Source organism: Burkholderia puraquae, from assembly GCF_002099195.1.
Taxonomy (GTDB): domain Bacteria; phylum Pseudomonadota; class Gammaproteobacteria; order Burkholderiales; family Burkholderiaceae; genus Burkholderia; species Burkholderia puraquae.
Genome location: NZ_NBYX01000012.1, coordinates 87475 through 101928, shown reverse-complemented (window position 1 = coordinate 101928; position 14454 = coordinate 87475). Strand labels below are relative to the sequence as shown.

The following is a 14454-nucleotide window of genomic DNA, read 5'->3' as shown; positions in this document are numbered from 1 at the left end:
GCCCTTTTTTCTTTTCCTCCGCCATCATTCCTTGACGGCTTGCACGATCCGCGCGGGCGTCAGGTCGCGCTGCCGCGCCTGCGCCACGATCGCGTAGATCACCATCGCGACCAGCACGCCGAGCAGCACGGCAGACGAACCGACCGTGCCGAGCGCGAGGCCACCCTTCGCAACCGGCTTCGTCAGCAGGTCACCGACCGTCGCGCCGAACGGACGCGTGAGCACGAACGCGGCCCAGAACAGCAGCACGCCCGAGATCCGCGTGAAATAGTGGGCAAGCACGATCACCGCGAGCAGCCCGCCGATCAGCAGCGCGCCGCCGCCGAAGCCGAGCCCCGAGCTGTCCGCGAGGAAATCGCCGAGCGCGGTGCCGAGCGTGTTCGAGAACAGGATCGCGATCCAGTACAGCAGTTCGACCTTGCGCGTGCGGATCAGGTCGACCGACAGCGATTCGCCGCTGAGGCGCCACACCGCGAAGATCGCCAGCAGGATCGCGACGAGGATCGACGAGCCGGCCGCATAGCCGAGGCCGAGCGTGCGGTCCATGAAGTCGGACATCGTCGTACCGGCCGTGCTCGTCGCGACGATCACGGCCCAGTAGATCGCCGGGCGATAGCGTGTCGTCCTGAGCTGCGCGCCCAGCGTCACGAGAAAGAAGCCGAACAACAGGATGGAACTCACCGCGTAGCCGACGTTCAACGTCATCGACAGCAGGTCGCCGCCGGTCTCGCCAAGCGTCGTCGCGCAGATCTTCATGATCCAGAACGCGAGCGTGATTTCGGGCAGTTTGTTCATTCGAACCCCTTTTTGCAGGAAAGCGGCGGGCCGGCGCGGGCCGGCCTGCCTTGCAGACAGGATCGAATGTAGTCGCCGCGGGCTTAACGGAACCTTAGCGAGCGGGAGAACGGAGCGGGCGGCCGCCCCGGCACCTTCAACGAGCGTGTTCGTGCCGGTAATGCAGCGCGTATGCGAGCGTGAGCAGCACGACGAACACGACGCCAACCACCATCGTCATCCGGAATTCGCGCGTGAACGCGGTCGTGAACAGGATCGCCGCGACGAGCACCGCACCGAGCAGGCTGCCGAACGGGTGCCCCCACATCCGGAACGCGAGCGCGGGGCCGCGATACCGCGAACGGAAGCGCAGGTGCGTGACGAAGATCATCAGCCACGTGAACAGCGCGCCGAACATCGCGATCGCCATCATCACGGTGAACGCGGTGTCGGGCGCCAGCGCGACCAGCACGGCCGCGACAGCGACGCCGCTCGTCGAGATCCACAGTGCCGCGCGTGGCACGCCGTTCGTGCCGAGCCGGCCGAACACCGCGGGCGCGAGCCGTGCGCGCGACAGGCTGAACATCATCCGCGTCGTCACGTAGAGCTGGCTGTTCATCGCCGACAGCGCCGCGATCAGCAGCACGAAGTTGATCACGCCCGCCGCATACGGCACGTGGGTCGCGGCCATCACCTTCACGAACGGGCTTTCGTCGGTGCCGGCCTGCGTCCACGGCACGATCGCGAGCATCAACGACAGCGTCAGCAGGTAGAACAGCACGAGCCGGAACACGGTCGAGCGGAACGCGCGCGTGACCGCGTGCTGCGGATCGCGCGCCTCGCCGGCCGCGATCGCGACGGCTTCGATGCTCATGTAGCTGAAGATCGCGACGATCACCGCGACCCAGGTGCCCCATGGCCCTTTCGGCATGAAGCCGCCGTGCACGGTGTAGTTCGCGAAACCGATGCCCGATGCGGCCGGTGCCGACCACACGAGATAGGCGCCGAGCAGGATGAACACGACGATCGCCGCGATCTTCAGCAGCGAGAACGCGTATTCGACCGTGCCGTACAGGGTGACGCTCGCGAGGTTCACGGCGATCAGCAGCGCAGAGAAGCCGATCACCCAGTACCAGCCGGGCACGGCCGGGAACCAGTACTTCATGAACACGGCGATCGCGCTGATCTCGGTGCCGATCGCAAACACGACCGCGAACCAGTACGCATAGCGCACCAGGAAGCCCGCGAGCGGGCCGACATAGTGCTCGGCATACGCGCCGAACGAGCCGGCCGTCGGATGCGCGACCGTCATTTCCGCGAGCGCACCCATCAGCAGCAGCGCGATCAGCGCGCCGATCGCATACGAGAGCAGCACGCTCGGGCCGGCGAGCCCGATCGCGAACCCGCTGCCGAGGAACAGCCCCGTGCCGATCGCGCCGCCGATCGCGATCATCGCCATCTGCCCTGACGTCAGCGCATGGCGCAAACCCTGTTCGCGCGCGACGATGTCGTCGAACGTCCGTTGTTGTGTCACTGCCTTGCCACTCCCCTGCACCACCATCGCGCCGCCGGCGCCAGATAAAACGAAACGGCGCGGAGAACTTCCCGCGCCGTTCGCATGAACAACGAATTATCGCTTACTCGACTTCGACCGTCTCTTCGTTCGGCTTGTGCGGCGGATTCGCCAGCTTGTCGAACGACAACTGCACCTTGTCGTTTTCGTCGACATCGACCGTCACGTGGCCGCCGTTGACGAGCTTGCCGAACAACAGCTCGTCGGCCAGCGCGCGACGGATCGTGTCCTGGATCAGCCGCTGCATCGGCCGCGCGCCCATCAGCGGGTCGAAGCCGTGCTTCGCGAGATGCTTGCGCAACGCGTCGGTGAAGAGCGCGTCGACCTTCTTCTCGTGCAGCTGTTCCTCGAGCTGGATCAGGAACTTGTCGACCACGCGCATGATGATTTCCTCATCGAGCGAGCGGAAGCTGATGATCGAATCCAGGCGGTTGCGGAACTCCGGCGTGAACAGACGCTTGATGTCGGTCATCTCGTCGCCCGTTTCGCGGCGCGTCGTGAAGCCGATCGTCGCCTTCTGCATCGACTCGGCGCCCGCGTTCGTCGTCATGATGATGATGACGTTGCGGAAATCCGCCTTGCGGCCGTTGTTGTCCGTCAGCGTGCCGTGGTCCATCACCTGCAGCAGCACGTTGAAGATGTCCGGATGCGCCTTCTCGATTTCGTCGAGCAGCAGCACGCAGTGCGGCTTCTTCGTGACGGCTTCGGTCAGCAGGCCGCCCTGGTCGAACCCGACGTAGCCCGGCGGCGCGCCGATCAGGCGGCTCACCGCATGACGCTCCATGTATTCCGACATGTCGAAGCGGATCAGCTCGATGCCGAGCGTGAACGCGAGCTGGCGCGCCACTTCGGTCTTGCCGACGCCCGTCGGGCCGGAGAACAGGAACGCACCGATCGGCTTGTCCATCTTGCCGAGCCCCGCGCGCGCCATCTTGATCGAGGCCGCCAGCGCGTCGATCGCCGGATCCTGGCCGAACACGACGCTCTTCAGGTCGCGGTCGAGCGTCTGCAGCTTGCTGCGGTCGTCCTGCGACACGCTCTGCGGCGGCACACGCGCAATCTTCGAGATGATTTCCTCGATCTCGCTCTTGCCGATCGTCTTCTTCTGCTTCGACTTCGGCAGGATGCGCTGGGCGGCACCCGCTTCGTCGATCACGTCGATCGCCTTGTCCGGCAGGTGACGGTCGGTGATGAAGCGCGCCGACAGTTCGGCCGCGGCCGACAGTGCGCCCGACGAATACTTGACGCCGTGATGCTCCTCGAAGCGCGACTTCAGCCCGCGCAGGATCGCGACGGTCTGCTCGACGGTCGGCTCCGTCACGTCGACCTTCTGGAAGCGCCGCGACAGCGCCGCATCCTTCTCGAAGATGCCGCGATACTCGGTGAAGGTCGTCGCGCCGATGCACTTCAGCACGCCCGACGACAGCGCCGGCTTCAGCAGGTTCGACGCATCGAGCGTGCCGCCCGACGCGGCGCCCGCGCCGATCAGCGTATGGATCTCGTCGATGAACAGGATCGCGTGCGGACGCTCCTTCAGCTCTTTCAGCACCGTCTTGAGACGTTGCTCGAAATCGCCGCGGTACTTGGTGCCCGCGAGCAGCGCGCCCATGTCGAGCGAGTAGACCTGCGCATTCGCGAGGATGTCCGGCACTTCACCGCGCGTGATGCGATAGGCGAGCCCTTCCGCGATCGCGGTCTTGCCGACGCCGGCCTCGCCGACGAGCAGCGGATTGTTCTTGCGGCGGCGGCACAGCACCTGGACCACGCGCTCGACCTCGGGCTCGCGACCGATCAGCGGGTCGATGCGGCCGTCCTTCGCCATCTGGTTCAGGTTCTGCGTGAATTGCGCGAGCGGCGTTTCCTTCTGCGCGTTCGCGTCTTCGCTTTCCGCGTTCGCGTCGGCCGACTTCGCGGCTTCGCCGCTGTTCGTCTTCGCGATGCCGTGCGAAATGAAGTTCACGACGTCGAGACGTGTGACGCCCTGCTGCTGCAGGTAGTAGACGGCGTGCGAATCCTTCTCGCCGAAGATCGCGACCAGCACGTTCGCGCCGGTGACTTCCTTCTTGCCGTTCGACGTCGACTGGACGTGCATGATCGCGCGCTGGATCACGCGCTGGAAACCGAGCGTCGGCTGGGTATCGACATCGTCGGTGCCCGGGACGGTAGGTGTGTTGTCGTGGATGAAATTGCGCAGGTTCTGACGCAGGTCCTCGATGTTTGCCGCGCACGCGCGCAACACCTCGGCTGCCGTCGGATTATCCAGCAGGGCCAGCAGCAGATGCTCGACCGTAATGAACTCATGGCGCGCCTGGCGTGCTTCCATGAACGCCATGTGCAGGCTGACTTCCAATTCCTGGGCAATCATGCTTCCTCCATCACGCACTGCAGCGGATGCCCGGCCTGCCGCGCATGGGTAACGACTTGCTCAACCTTGGTCGACGCGATGTCCCGCGTATAGACCCCACAAACCCCTCGCCCTTCGCGATGGACCTTCAGCATGATCTGCGTGGCCGTCTCGCGATCCTTCTTGAAATACTCCTGGACCACCATCACGACGAATTCCATCGGCGTGAAGTCGTCGTTCAGCAGCACCACCTTGTACATCGAAGGCGGCTTGAGCTTCTGCTGCTTGCGTTCCAGGACGGTGCTGTCCTGCTTGTCCGGGATAATCGCCATACACCCATTCTAAACAACTCGGACAGGCCCGCAATCCTGCCATTACCCGACCGACCGGCCGGCGCCCTCCCCGGAATCCCGGAACACGCGATCTTCTTCGCGCCATACGAAAGCCGGCTGCGGTGCCGGCTTTCACGCGTGGCGCGGAACACGAACCGTCAGGGGGAACCGCACCGGAACGTCGTATCCGCATCCAGTATCCCACAAGCCGGGACGACTCGAACGCGTGTCACTCGAGCCTGGTATATGAGCCGATTATGCGGCTTTTCAAGTCCTCGCGCTTGGCCGCGTGCTGCAAAGCAAAGCCGGAAAAACCCTGAAAATGGGTTCTTTACAACGACCCTCTAAACGTCTAAAAATTCCACTTGACACTCCAATAAAGAGCGCCAACAATCAAGCTGGCACTTTTTTCAATTTGCCGGTTGGCAAAACGAAAGAGGCCGAGGTGAGCTTGTGAGGGGGGAACGGCTGCATTTTCCGGTCGTTTAGCTTTTCGAGCGTGCTCGTGGTAAGTAGCAGCGACTGTGTGACAGGGGAAGTAGGAAATGGCAACTGGTATCGTTAAGTGGTTCAACGACGCGAAGGGCTTCGGTTTCATCACTCCCGATGAGGGCGGTGAGGATCTGTTTGCGCACTTCTCGGCTATCACCATGAATGGCTTCAAGACGCTGAAGGAAGGCCAGAAGGTGAGCTTTGACGTCGTTCAAGGACCGAAGGGCAAGCAAGCGTCGAACATCCAGGCCGCATAAGGGCATCGGATTTCGAACGAAGAAACCCGGCGCTATGCGCCGGGTTTCTTTTTTTTGAGGCCGGCCAATCGATAATCGATTGGCCGGCCTTTTCGTTCAATCCCGATAATTGAACACGTATTGTCTTGTCGTGCACGCAGATCGGATACTCATCCGGCACGTGAAACACATTCACCACTTCGTTACACGACCTTCAGCGTGCCCATCATGCCGAGATCCTCGTGTTCGAGAATGTGGCAATGAAACATGCGCTCGCCAGACATGTCTTGCATGACAAGAATCGTCACGGTTTCGCCACTGCGCACATTCACGGTATCACGCCATGCGCGGAACGGTTCGCTCGTGCGCGAGCCGTCCGACGCGCGCTCGATCACCTGGAACTGCGTGCCGTGCAGGTGGAACGGGTGATCCATGTCGGTGCCATTGCGGATCGTCCAGCGCTCGACGTCGCCACGGCGGCTCGTCAGCGTCGCGCGGTGCGGCGCATAGGTGTCGCCGTTGATCGTGAAGCGCATGCCCGCCGGGCGGCCGTGCGTCCCGCCCTTCATCATCGCGTCCATGTCCATCTCTTCGCCGAACGCGACCTCCTTGTGCGCGACCGGCTCGCCCAGCGGCGGCACCGCGCGCAGTGTCGCCGGCAGCACACGTGCAGCGGCCGGCGCGAACGCGACGTCGGCCAGGGCCAGCGCCGGATCGGGCGGCAGGCTGCCGTGTCCGTCATCGTGGGACATCGACATCTTGCGGCGGTCGTATTCGGCTGCCTGCAGCACCGCGCGCGACGCCCGATCGCCGGCGCGCACCAGCAACTCCGCCCGTTCGCCCGGCGCGATCAGCAGCGACGTGACGCGGCGCGGTGCGTCGAACAGCCCGCCGTCCGTGCCCGCGTGCTCGAACGCGCGGCCATCGTCGAACGCGACGCGCAGGTAGCGCGCGCTGCACGCGTTCCACACGCGCCAGCGCTCGTCGCCCGCGACGTCGATCCGCGGCCGGCGCGCACCGTTGACCAGCACGAACTGGCCCTCGCGGCCGTTCATCCAGTCCATCATGTCGTTCGGTGCAATCGTGCCGTCACGCGCAAGCTTCAGGTCCGACACGAACAGGTTGCGTTCGGGCCAGCCCACCAGCGGATCGTCCGCGGCGCGCACGACGAACGGGCCCGCGAGCCCGCGGAAGACCTGCTCGGCCGTCATCATGTGCGGATGCGGGTGATACCAGTAGGTGCCGGCGCTCCCCTTCGGCAGCGTGAAGCGGTACACCCGCGACGCGCCGGGCGCGACGGGATCGGACGGATTGCCGTCCTGGTCGGGCGGCACGGGCAAGCCGTGCCAGTGGATCGTCGACGGCTGCGGCAGCTTGTTCACGAACTTGATCTCGACCGTGTCGCCCTCGCGCACGTCGATCAGCGGACCGACGACGGGGCCCTGCGCGCCCGCGCCGAACTGCCAGAACGTGGTCGGCCGTGCACCATGCAGCATCGGGCGCGCCACGGGCTGCGCCACCAGCGTGGCCCGGAACGTACCGGGCTCGCGGCTTTCGTTCGCGAGCGTGCGCAGCGCCGCGAGCGGCGCGCCGGCCGGCAGCGCGTCGGCGGCCGCGAGCGCGGCCGGTGCGGACTTGCCGTGCTGCCCGTGACCCGCCATCCCTGACATGCCCGACATGCCGGGCATGTCGTCCATCGAATCCATGCCGGCCATGCCAGTGTGACCGGCATGCTGCGCCCACGCGGCACGCGCGAACAGCGACGCGGCCGCGACACCGATGGCACGCGACAGGAAGGTTCTCCGTATCATCAATCGTTCCTCGTTATCCATGCTGCGTCGCGCGGCCGCCGCGACGCCCGCGCCGGCCGGTTGAAGCGCCGATGCGCGACGCAAATCCTGATGCCCGCGTCATCATAACCGCAGGCCCATATCGAACAGCGCAACCGCCGGCCGGGCGGCGATACGCCGCAGGGCTCGACGACGCCGCGCCAGATTCGGCCCGTATCGACCGGCATCGCCGAGCGGCGCTGCACCGCCCTTCGCTCGCGATCGCAGCACCGCGCGACCCTGCCCCTTTCCGCCTCCGGGCGGTCGCCCGGCGCCTGCCGTACGGCCCCGCCGCAGTACCGGGCGCGCCAGCGATTCTAAAACCCGCCAATATTTCACGATGCGGAACAAGTCTCTGCGTTGTAAAAATTCGTGGTGCAGGGCACAAATTTCCCGTTTCGCGATGCCAAAAAACGTTCCGCAATACAAAATGAATCAAGTAAATATTTGTTTTAAAAAGAGAATTTTTGTTTAGTGAAGCTGTTCCACATGCACCATCCGAGCCGGTCGCGGACGTAGACTTTCTCCCATGCACTGACGCTTCGCCACGACGTTCGATACGGCACCCGGCGCAAGCAGCCAGTCGGGCCACAGTCGGCCGAACCGGCAGGCGGCACAACAGAATCGCTTGTGATCAGAAAGGGAGAACGGAAATGAAGGGATTTCGCTTTGGTTCAGCGCTCGGGTCGTTCTACATCCTGCCGGGTAACGGCGGCTGGGAAGCGACGTTCGGCAACGCCCTGCTCGGCGCATTCTCATGCCCCGAAGTGGCGGCCGACCACATCTCCCGCGGCGACTGCGAGCAACTGTCCGAACTGGATACGGCAACGCTCGAAGTACCGCACGAAATCGCCGAATGGGAAATCGTTCACGTCTGAATGGCAAGCCTGCAACGAAAAACGCCCCGGGCATCCGGGGCGTTTTCCTTTTGTAACGGGCGGCAGGCAACCATGCCCGCCGCGCCGGTACACGCATCGATTCGCGCGATCTCGCGGCCCGCGTCAGGCGACCGCGTCGACGATGCCGTTCAGCGTCGCGCTCGGGCGCATTGCCTGGCTCGTCAGGTCGACGTTCGGCCGATAGTAGCCGCCGATGGCCTGCGCCTTGCCCTGCGCGGCCGCCAGTTCTTCCAGGATGCGCGCTTCGTTGTCGGACAGCGCCTTCGCCACGCCTTCGAACTGCGCCTTCAGCGCGGCATCGTCGGTCTGCTCGGCCAGCGCCTGCGCCCAGTACAGGCACAGGTAGAAGTGGCTGCCGCGGTTGTCGAGGCCGCCGACCTTGCGCGCCGGCGACTTGTTCTCGTCCAGGAACTTGCCGGTCGCCTGGTCGAGCGTCTTCGCGAGCACGACCGCCTTCGGGTTCTGGTATGCGTTGCCGAGATGTTCGAGCGATGCCGCGAGCGCGAGGAATTCGCCGAGCGAATCCCAGCGCAGGAAGCCTTCCTCGACGAACTGCTGCACGTGCTTCGGCGCCGAACCGCCCGCCCCCGTTTCGAACATCCCGCCGCCGGCCATCAGCGGCACGATCGACAGCATCTTCGCGCTGGTGCCGAGTTCCATGATCGGGAACAGGTCGGTCAGGTAGTCGCGCAGCACGTTGCCGGTGACCGAGATCGTGTCCTTGCCCGCGCGGATGCGCTCGAGCGAGAAACGCGTCGCGTCGACCGGCGTCATCACGCGGATGTCGAGGCCGTTCGTGTCGTGATCCTTCAGGTAACGCTCGACCTTCGCGATGATCTGCGCGTCGTGCGCGCGCGCCGGATCGAGCCAGAACACGGCCGGTGCGCCGGTCGCGCGCGCGCGATTGACCGCGAGCTTGACCCAGTCCTGCACCGGTGCGTCCTTCGTCTGGCACATGCGCCAGATGTCGCCGGATTCCACGGCATGCTCGAGCAGCACGTTGCCCGCTTCGTCGGTGACGCGCACGACGCCGTCCGCCGGGATCAGGAACGTCTTGTCGTGCGAACCGTATTCTTCAGCCGCCTGCGCCATCAGGCCGACGTTCGGCACGCTGCCCATCGTGACCGGATCGAATGCGCCGTGCTGCTTGCAGTCCTCGATCACGGCCTGGTAGACACCTGCGTAGCAGCGGTCCGGAATCACGGCCTTCGCGTCGGACAGTTCGCCGTCCGGACCCCACATGCCGCCCGAGTCGCGGATCATCGCCGGCATCGATGCGTCGACGATCACGTCGCTCGGCACGTGCAGGTTCGTGATGCCCTTGTCCGAGTTGACCATCGCAAGGCGCGGACGCACCGCGTATTGGGCCTTGACGTCGGCTTCGATCGCTTCGCGCGTATCGGCCGGCAGATCCTTCAGGCGCGCGTACAGGTCGCCGATCCCGTTGTTCGGGTTGAAACCGAGTTGCGTCAGCACGTCCGCGTGCTTCGCGAGTGCGTCGCGGTAGAACACCGACACGAAGTGACCGAACAGGATCGGGTCCGAGACCTTCATCATGGTCGCCTTCAGGTGCACCGAGAACAGCACGTCCTGCGCCTTCGCATCGGCGATCTGCGCTTCGATGAAGCTGCGCAGCGCGTTGCGGCTCATCACCGAAGCGTCGATCACTTCACCGGCCTTCACGGCCGTCTTTTCCTTCAGCACCTTCTTCGCGCCGTCAGTCGTCGTGAGTTCGATCTTCACGCTGCCGGCATCGGCGATCAGCGCCGACTTCTCGCTGCCGTAGAAGTCGCCTTCGCTCATGTGCGCGACGTGCGCCTTCGACGTGGCCTTCCACGCACCCATCTTGTGCGGATGCTTGCGTGCGTAGTTCTTCACCGACAGCGGCGCGCGGCGGTCGGAGTTGCCTTCACGCAGCACCGGGTTCACCGCGCTGCCCTTGATCTTGTCGTAGCGCGCCTTGACCGCCTTCTCTTCGTCGGTCGACGGATCTTCCGGATACGCCGGCAGCGTGTAACCCTGCGCCTGCAGTTCGGCGATCGCGGCCTTGAGCTGCGGCACCGATGCGCTGATGTTCGGCAGCTTGATGATGTTCGCTTCCGGCTTCAGCGTGAGCTGGCCCAGTTCGGCCAGATCGTCGGAACCCTTCTGCTCGGGCGGCAGGACGTCGGCGAATGCCGCGATGATGCGGCCGGCGAGCGAGATGTCGCGCGTTTCAACGGCGACGCCGGACGAGCGCGTGAAAGCCTTGACGATCGGCAGCAGCGAATAGGTCGCGAGCGCGGGCGCTTCGTCGGTGAGGGTGTAGATGATCTTGGGCGAAGTGGACATGGTGGTCAAAGCATTGCTACGTGAATGTTGGACTGAGGAGCGCCGGCGGTAACCGGCGGGGAGCGACCGGGTGGGTCGCGAAAGGGGCGCGCCGGCTCAACCGGGCGGTGGTGTTGCGAGGGCCGTCATGTTCTACCTTGCAGGGCCTCCGGGCCGCATCGCGGCGCCGCGGCCCGCATGCCGGACCGCCCTGCCAACAAACCTGCCATCCACGAAACGCTCCGGCGCCGGCAGTCAGCGCCGGGGCGGCCGGCAATCTCGCCGGCCCACCCCGGAAGGGGACTTACATGTTCTCGATCAGCACTTCGCCGAAGCCCGAGCACGACACCTGCGTCGCACCTTCCATCAGGCGCGCGAAGTCGTACGTCACGCGCTTCTGCAGGATCGACTTCTCCATCGAGGCGATAATCGTGTCGGCTGCTTCCGTCCAGCCGAGGTGGCGCAGCATCATTTCCGCCGACAGGATCTCGGAACCGGGGTTCACGTAATCCTTGCCCGCGTACTTCGGCGCGGTGCCGTGCGTCGCTTCGAACATCGCGACCGAATCCGACAGGTTCGCTCCCGGCGCGATCCCGATGCCGCCGACCTGCGCGGCCAGCGCATCGGAGATGTAGTCGCCGTTCAGGTTCAGCGTGGCGATCACGTCGTATTCGGCCGGGCGCAGCAGGATCTGCTGCAGGAACGCATCGGCGATCGAATCCTTGATCACGATCTCATTGCCCGTCTTCGGGTTCTTCACGCGCATCCACGGGCCGCCGTCGATCAGCTCGCCGCCGAATTCCTTCTGTGCAAGCGCGTAGCCGGCGTCACGGAACAGGCCTTCCGTGAACTTCATGATGTTGCCCTTGTGCACCAGCGTGACCGACTTGCGATCGTTGTCGATCGCGTACTGGATCGCCTTGCGCACGAGACGCTCGGTGCCTTCGGTCGACACGGGCTTGACGCCGATCCCCGAGGTTTCCGGGAAGCGGATCTTCTTCACGCCCATCTCGTCCTGCAGGAACTTGATCACCTTCTTCGCCTGCTCGGAGCCCGCGGCCCATTCGATGCCTGCGTAGATGTCTTCCGAGTTCTCGCGGAAGATCACCATGTCGATCTTTTGCGGCTCGCGCACCGGCGACGGCACGCCCTTGAAGTACTGCACCGGGCGCAGGCACACGTACAGGTCGAGTTCCTGGCGCAGCGCGACGTTCAGCGAGCGGATGCCGCCGCCGACCGGGGTCGTGAGCGGCCCCTTGATCGACACCACGTATTCCTTGAGCACCTGCAGCGTTTCGTCCGGGAGCCACACGTCCGGGCCGTACACCTTCGTCGCCTTCTCGCCTGCGAAAATCTCCATCCAGTGGATCTTGCGCTTGCCCTTGTAGGCATGCGCGACCGCCGCGTCGACGACCTTGATCATGACCGGCGTGATATCGAAGCCCGTACCGTCGCCTTCGATATAGGGAATGATCGGCTGATCGGAAACGTTGAGCGAGAAGTCCTTGTTGACGGTGATCTTGTCACCGCCTTCCGGAACCTTGATGTGCTGATACGGCATGATCGACTCCAGTGACGTGGCTGAGCAGGTGATGCTGGTCGAAGCTGCGCGCGCGGCGGGGGCGCGGCATGGCCACCCCGTGACGGCAACAGCGAGCCGCTATTCTAGCGCCCCAACCGGGCACTTCGGCATGAAGCGCGGCACTGCGTATCAAGACCCCACTTATGTCTTATATAAGACAGAGGACTTGCCGTTCCGTATTATGCATTAAGATTCCGCCATTTGCCATAGACCGCCCGCCCCCGCTTCCCGCGGCCCGCCGGGCGAGCGCCCCGCCATGAACCTGATCGCCCTCAACAAGCCGTTCGGCACGATTTGCCAGTTTTCCGCGCACGAGACGCGCCCGTCGCTCGGCGACTGGGTAAAAACGCCCGGCGTCTACGCAGCGGGCCGGCTGGACGCGGACAGCGAGGGACTGCTGCTGCTCACCGACGACGGCACGCTGCAGGCGCGCATCGCCGAGCCGCGCCACAAACTCGTCAAGCGCTACTGGGCGCAGGTCGAGGGCGCGCCCGGCCCCGCCGACCTGAAAGCGCTCGCGCGCGGCGTCGACCTCGGCGACTACGTGACGCGTCCGTGCCGCGCCGAATTCATCGAACCGCCCGGCGCGCTGTGGCCGCGCAACCCGCCGATCCGCTATCGGGCCGCGATCCCGACGACGTGGATCGAGCTGGCGATCACCGAGGGCAAGAACCGGCAGGTGCGCCGGATGACGGCAGCCGTCGGCTTCCCGACGTTGCGCCTGGTGCGCGTCGGCATCGGTGCGCTGGACATATTCGCGCTCGGCATTGCACCGGGAGAAACAATCGCGCTGTCGCCGCGCGCGCCGTGGGACGGTTTCGCGCCCGCCGGATGACGAATTCGGGGCGAGCGAATTTTTCGTCATCTTTTTCGTCAACCGGCCGCGAAGATCGTGCGTTAAACCACGCAGATGCCAACCTTAGCTATCCGGCATTGGCAGCCGAGCCGTGTTTGCGTCACGAAAGCGACGTTTTTATCGAATACGATTCGGCGCCCGCAGCGCAATGAGAAATTTCTCGAAGCGTCTGTCAACCGAAAGGTGGATGGCACCGTTAGACGACATGACTCCTATTGCCGGGTCATTTGGTTAATTAACTAAAGCTGAGGAACACAACATGAACAAACTGATCGCCGCTCTGGTCGCTGGCCTCTTCGCAACGGCTGCTTTCGCACAAGCATCGGCTCCGGAAGCTGCTCCGGCTGCTGCTGAAGCTGCTTCGGCACCGGCTAAGCACGCTGCCAAGAAGCACCACGCTGCCAAGAAGCACCACAAGGCATCGAAGAAGGCTGCAGCAAGCGACGCAGCAGCACCGGCAGCTGCTTCGAACTAAGTAAGCTTGCTGTAATAACGCAGTCAAGAACACGCAGTCTTGCCGTTCTTACGGCGTTGAAAGGCAGATCACCGCAAGGCGATCTGCCTTTTTCTTTTTTGTGCCCGCCGGCGCGCATCGCGTACCATGCGGGTCTTGTTTTCCAGATAGGAGCCTTGCTGTGCAATTCTCCCTGCGCTCGTCGCTCGGCCGCCTTGCGCGCGCCGCCGTGTTTCCCGCCGCGCTCGCCGTCCTCGCGATCGGCATGCAGGCCGCCAGCGCGCAAGTGCCGCCCGGCGCCAAGCAGCCGAGCGAATTCCCGCGCGTGAAGCTGCGCGCCGGCATGTACGTGATCGACGCGGCCGTCGCCGCGAACGACCCCGACCGCGAACAGGGGCTGATGTACCGTTCGCAGCTCGCGCCGAACGAAGGCATGCTGTTCGTGTTCAACGAGAACGCCGTGCACTGCTTCTGGATGAAAAACACGCTGATCCCGCTGTCGATCGCGTTCATCCGCGCGGACGGCACGATCACCGACATCGACGAGATGAAGGCCGAGACGACCGACAACCACTGCCCGCGCAACAACGGCGTCTATGCACTCGAAATGAGCAAGGGCTGGTTCGCGGCGAAGGGCATCAAGCCCGGCATGAAGCTCGAAGGCCTGCCGAAGGCCCAGTAACGGCCATCGGCGCGGCGTCGCGCCGCGCACCGACCGAAGCCGGCCGCCCGTTGCGCGCCGGCTTTTTTTTCGCCCGCCCGTGGTGGCGCCC

General features: G+C 64.5%; 12 protein-coding genes. 5 read left to right on the top strand and 7 right to left on the bottom strand.

Translation table 11 applies throughout. The features are described 5' to 3' along the window. Nucleotides 1-24: 24 nt before the first annotated feature. From B7G54_RS22565 to clpS, 4 genes are all read right to left on the bottom strand, one after another. The gene (locus B7G54_RS22565) at nt 25-795 is read right to left on the bottom strand and encodes a COG4705 family protein (RefSeq protein ID WP_085041099.1); all 771 of its coding nucleotides are present in this window, start codon (nt 793-795) and stop codon (nt 25-27) included. 136 nt (nt 796-931) lie between these two features. Beyond that, nucleotides 932-2335 (bottom strand): amino acid permease, encoded by a 1404-nt coding sequence (locus tag B7G54_RS22560; RefSeq protein ID WP_085041098.1) that lies wholly within the window; start codon nt 2333-2335, stop codon nt 932-934. Between the two features lie 76 nt (nt 2336-2411). Next, on the bottom strand, nt 2412-4712 hold the full coding sequence (gene clpA, locus B7G54_RS22555; RefSeq protein ID WP_085041097.1) for an ATP-dependent Clp protease ATP-binding subunit ClpA: 2301 nt from the start codon (nt 4710-4712) through the stop codon (nt 2412-2414). Continuing rightward, nucleotides 4709-5023 carry an ATP-dependent Clp protease adapter ClpS gene (gene clpS / locus B7G54_RS22550; protein ID WP_006398529.1) on the bottom strand — a complete coding sequence of 105 codons (315 nt, stop codon included), beginning with the start codon at nt 5021-5023 and terminating at the stop codon, nt 4709-4711. Before clpS ends, clpA begins: the two co-directional genes overlap by 4 nt. 545 nt (nt 5024-5568) lie before the next feature. Here clpS and B7G54_RS22540 point away from each other — a divergent pair. Then, entirely contained in the window at nt 5569-5772 is a 204-nt protein-coding gene (locus tag B7G54_RS22540; RefSeq protein WP_006478030.1) for a cold-shock protein, read from the top strand. Between the two features lie 182 nt (nt 5773-5954). On the opposite strand, the gene B7G54_RS22535 is transcribed toward B7G54_RS22540, so the two are convergent. Beyond that, complete coding sequence (locus tag B7G54_RS22535; protein WP_085041213.1) at nt 5955-7562, bottom strand: multicopper oxidase family protein; 1608 nt, start codon at nt 7560-7562, stop codon at nt 5955-5957. Between the two features lie 671 nt (nt 7563-8233). On the opposite strand from B7G54_RS22535, the gene B7G54_RS22530 reads away from it, so the two are divergent. Continuing rightward, nucleotides 8234-8458, top strand: coding sequence for a hypothetical protein (locus tag B7G54_RS22530; protein ID WP_006490888.1), 225 nt, complete (start codon nt 8234-8236; stop codon nt 8456-8458). A gap of 123 nt (nt 8459-8581) precedes the next feature. On the opposite strand, the gene B7G54_RS22525 is transcribed toward B7G54_RS22530, so the two are convergent. Continuing rightward, nucleotides 8582-10810 carry an NADP-dependent isocitrate dehydrogenase gene (locus B7G54_RS22525; protein WP_085041096.1) on the bottom strand — a complete coding sequence of 743 codons (2229 nt, stop codon included), beginning with the start codon at nt 10808-10810 and terminating at the stop codon, nt 8582-8584. A 283-nt stretch (nt 10811-11093) separates the two neighbouring features. Further along, on the bottom strand, nt 11094-12350 hold the full coding sequence (gene icd, locus B7G54_RS22520) for an NADP-dependent isocitrate dehydrogenase (RefSeq protein ID WP_034178829.1): 1257 nt from the start codon (nt 12348-12350) through the stop codon (nt 11094-11096). A gap of 277 nt (nt 12351-12627) precedes the next feature. On the opposite strand from icd, the gene B7G54_RS22510 reads away from it, so the two are divergent. The 3 genes from B7G54_RS22510 (at nt 12628) to B7G54_RS22500 (ending at nt 14363) form a co-directional block, all read left to right on the top strand. Next, nucleotides 12628-13206 carry a pseudouridine synthase gene (locus B7G54_RS22510; RefSeq protein ID WP_085041095.1) on the top strand — a complete coding sequence of 193 codons (579 nt, stop codon included), beginning with the start codon at nt 12628-12630 and terminating at the stop codon, nt 13204-13206. Between the two features lie 280 nt (nt 13207-13486). Further along, nucleotides 13487-13702, top strand: coding sequence for a hypothetical protein (locus B7G54_RS22505; RefSeq protein ID WP_011352970.1), 216 nt, complete (start codon nt 13487-13489; stop codon nt 13700-13702). Nucleotides 13703-13862: 160 nt separating this feature from the next. After that, the gene (locus B7G54_RS22500) at nt 13863-14363 is read left to right on the top strand and encodes a DUF192 domain-containing protein (protein WP_085041094.1); all 501 of its coding nucleotides are present in this window, start codon (nt 13863-13865) and stop codon (nt 14361-14363) included. Nucleotides 14364-14454 lie beyond the last annotated feature (91 nt).

Excerpts from the sequence above, each read along its gene's own strand:
- B7G54_RS22535 (WP_085041213.1), bottom strand. The coding sequence starts at position 7,562 with ATGATACGGAGAACCTTCCTGTCGCGTGCCATCGGTGTCGCGGCCGCG.
- B7G54_RS22565 (WP_085041099.1), bottom strand. The coding sequence starts at position 795 with ATGAACAAACTGCCCGAAATCACGCTCGCGTTCTGGATCATGAAGATC.
- B7G54_RS22560 (WP_085041098.1), bottom strand. The coding sequence starts at position 2,335 with ATGGTGGTGCAGGGGAGTGGCAAGGCAGTGACACAACAACGGACGTTC.
- B7G54_RS22510 (WP_085041095.1), top strand. The coding sequence starts at position 12,628 with ATGAACCTGATCGCCCTCAACAAGCCGTTCGGCACGATTTGCCAGTTT.
- B7G54_RS22530 (WP_006490888.1), top strand. The coding sequence starts at position 8,234 with ATGAAGGGATTTCGCTTTGGTTCAGCGCTCGGGTCGTTCTACATCCTG.
- clpA (WP_085041097.1), bottom strand. The coding sequence starts at position 4,712 with ATGATTGCCCAGGAATTGGAAGTCAGCCTGCACATGGCGTTCATGGAA.
- B7G54_RS22525 (WP_085041096.1), bottom strand. The coding sequence starts at position 10,810 with ATGTCCACTTCGCCCAAGATCATCTACACCCTCACCGACGAAGCGCCC.
- B7G54_RS22505 (WP_011352970.1), top strand. The coding sequence starts at position 13,487 with ATGAACAAACTGATCGCCGCTCTGGTCGCTGGCCTCTTCGCAACGGCT.
- B7G54_RS22540 (WP_006478030.1), top strand. The coding sequence starts at position 5,569 with ATGGCAACTGGTATCGTTAAGTGGTTCAACGACGCGAAGGGCTTCGGT.
- icd (WP_034178829.1), bottom strand. The coding sequence starts at position 12,350 with ATGCCGTATCAGCACATCAAGGTTCCGGAAGGCGGTGACAAGATCACC.
- clpS (WP_006398529.1), bottom strand. The coding sequence starts at position 5,023 with ATGGCGATTATCCCGGACAAGCAGGACAGCACCGTCCTGGAACGCAAG.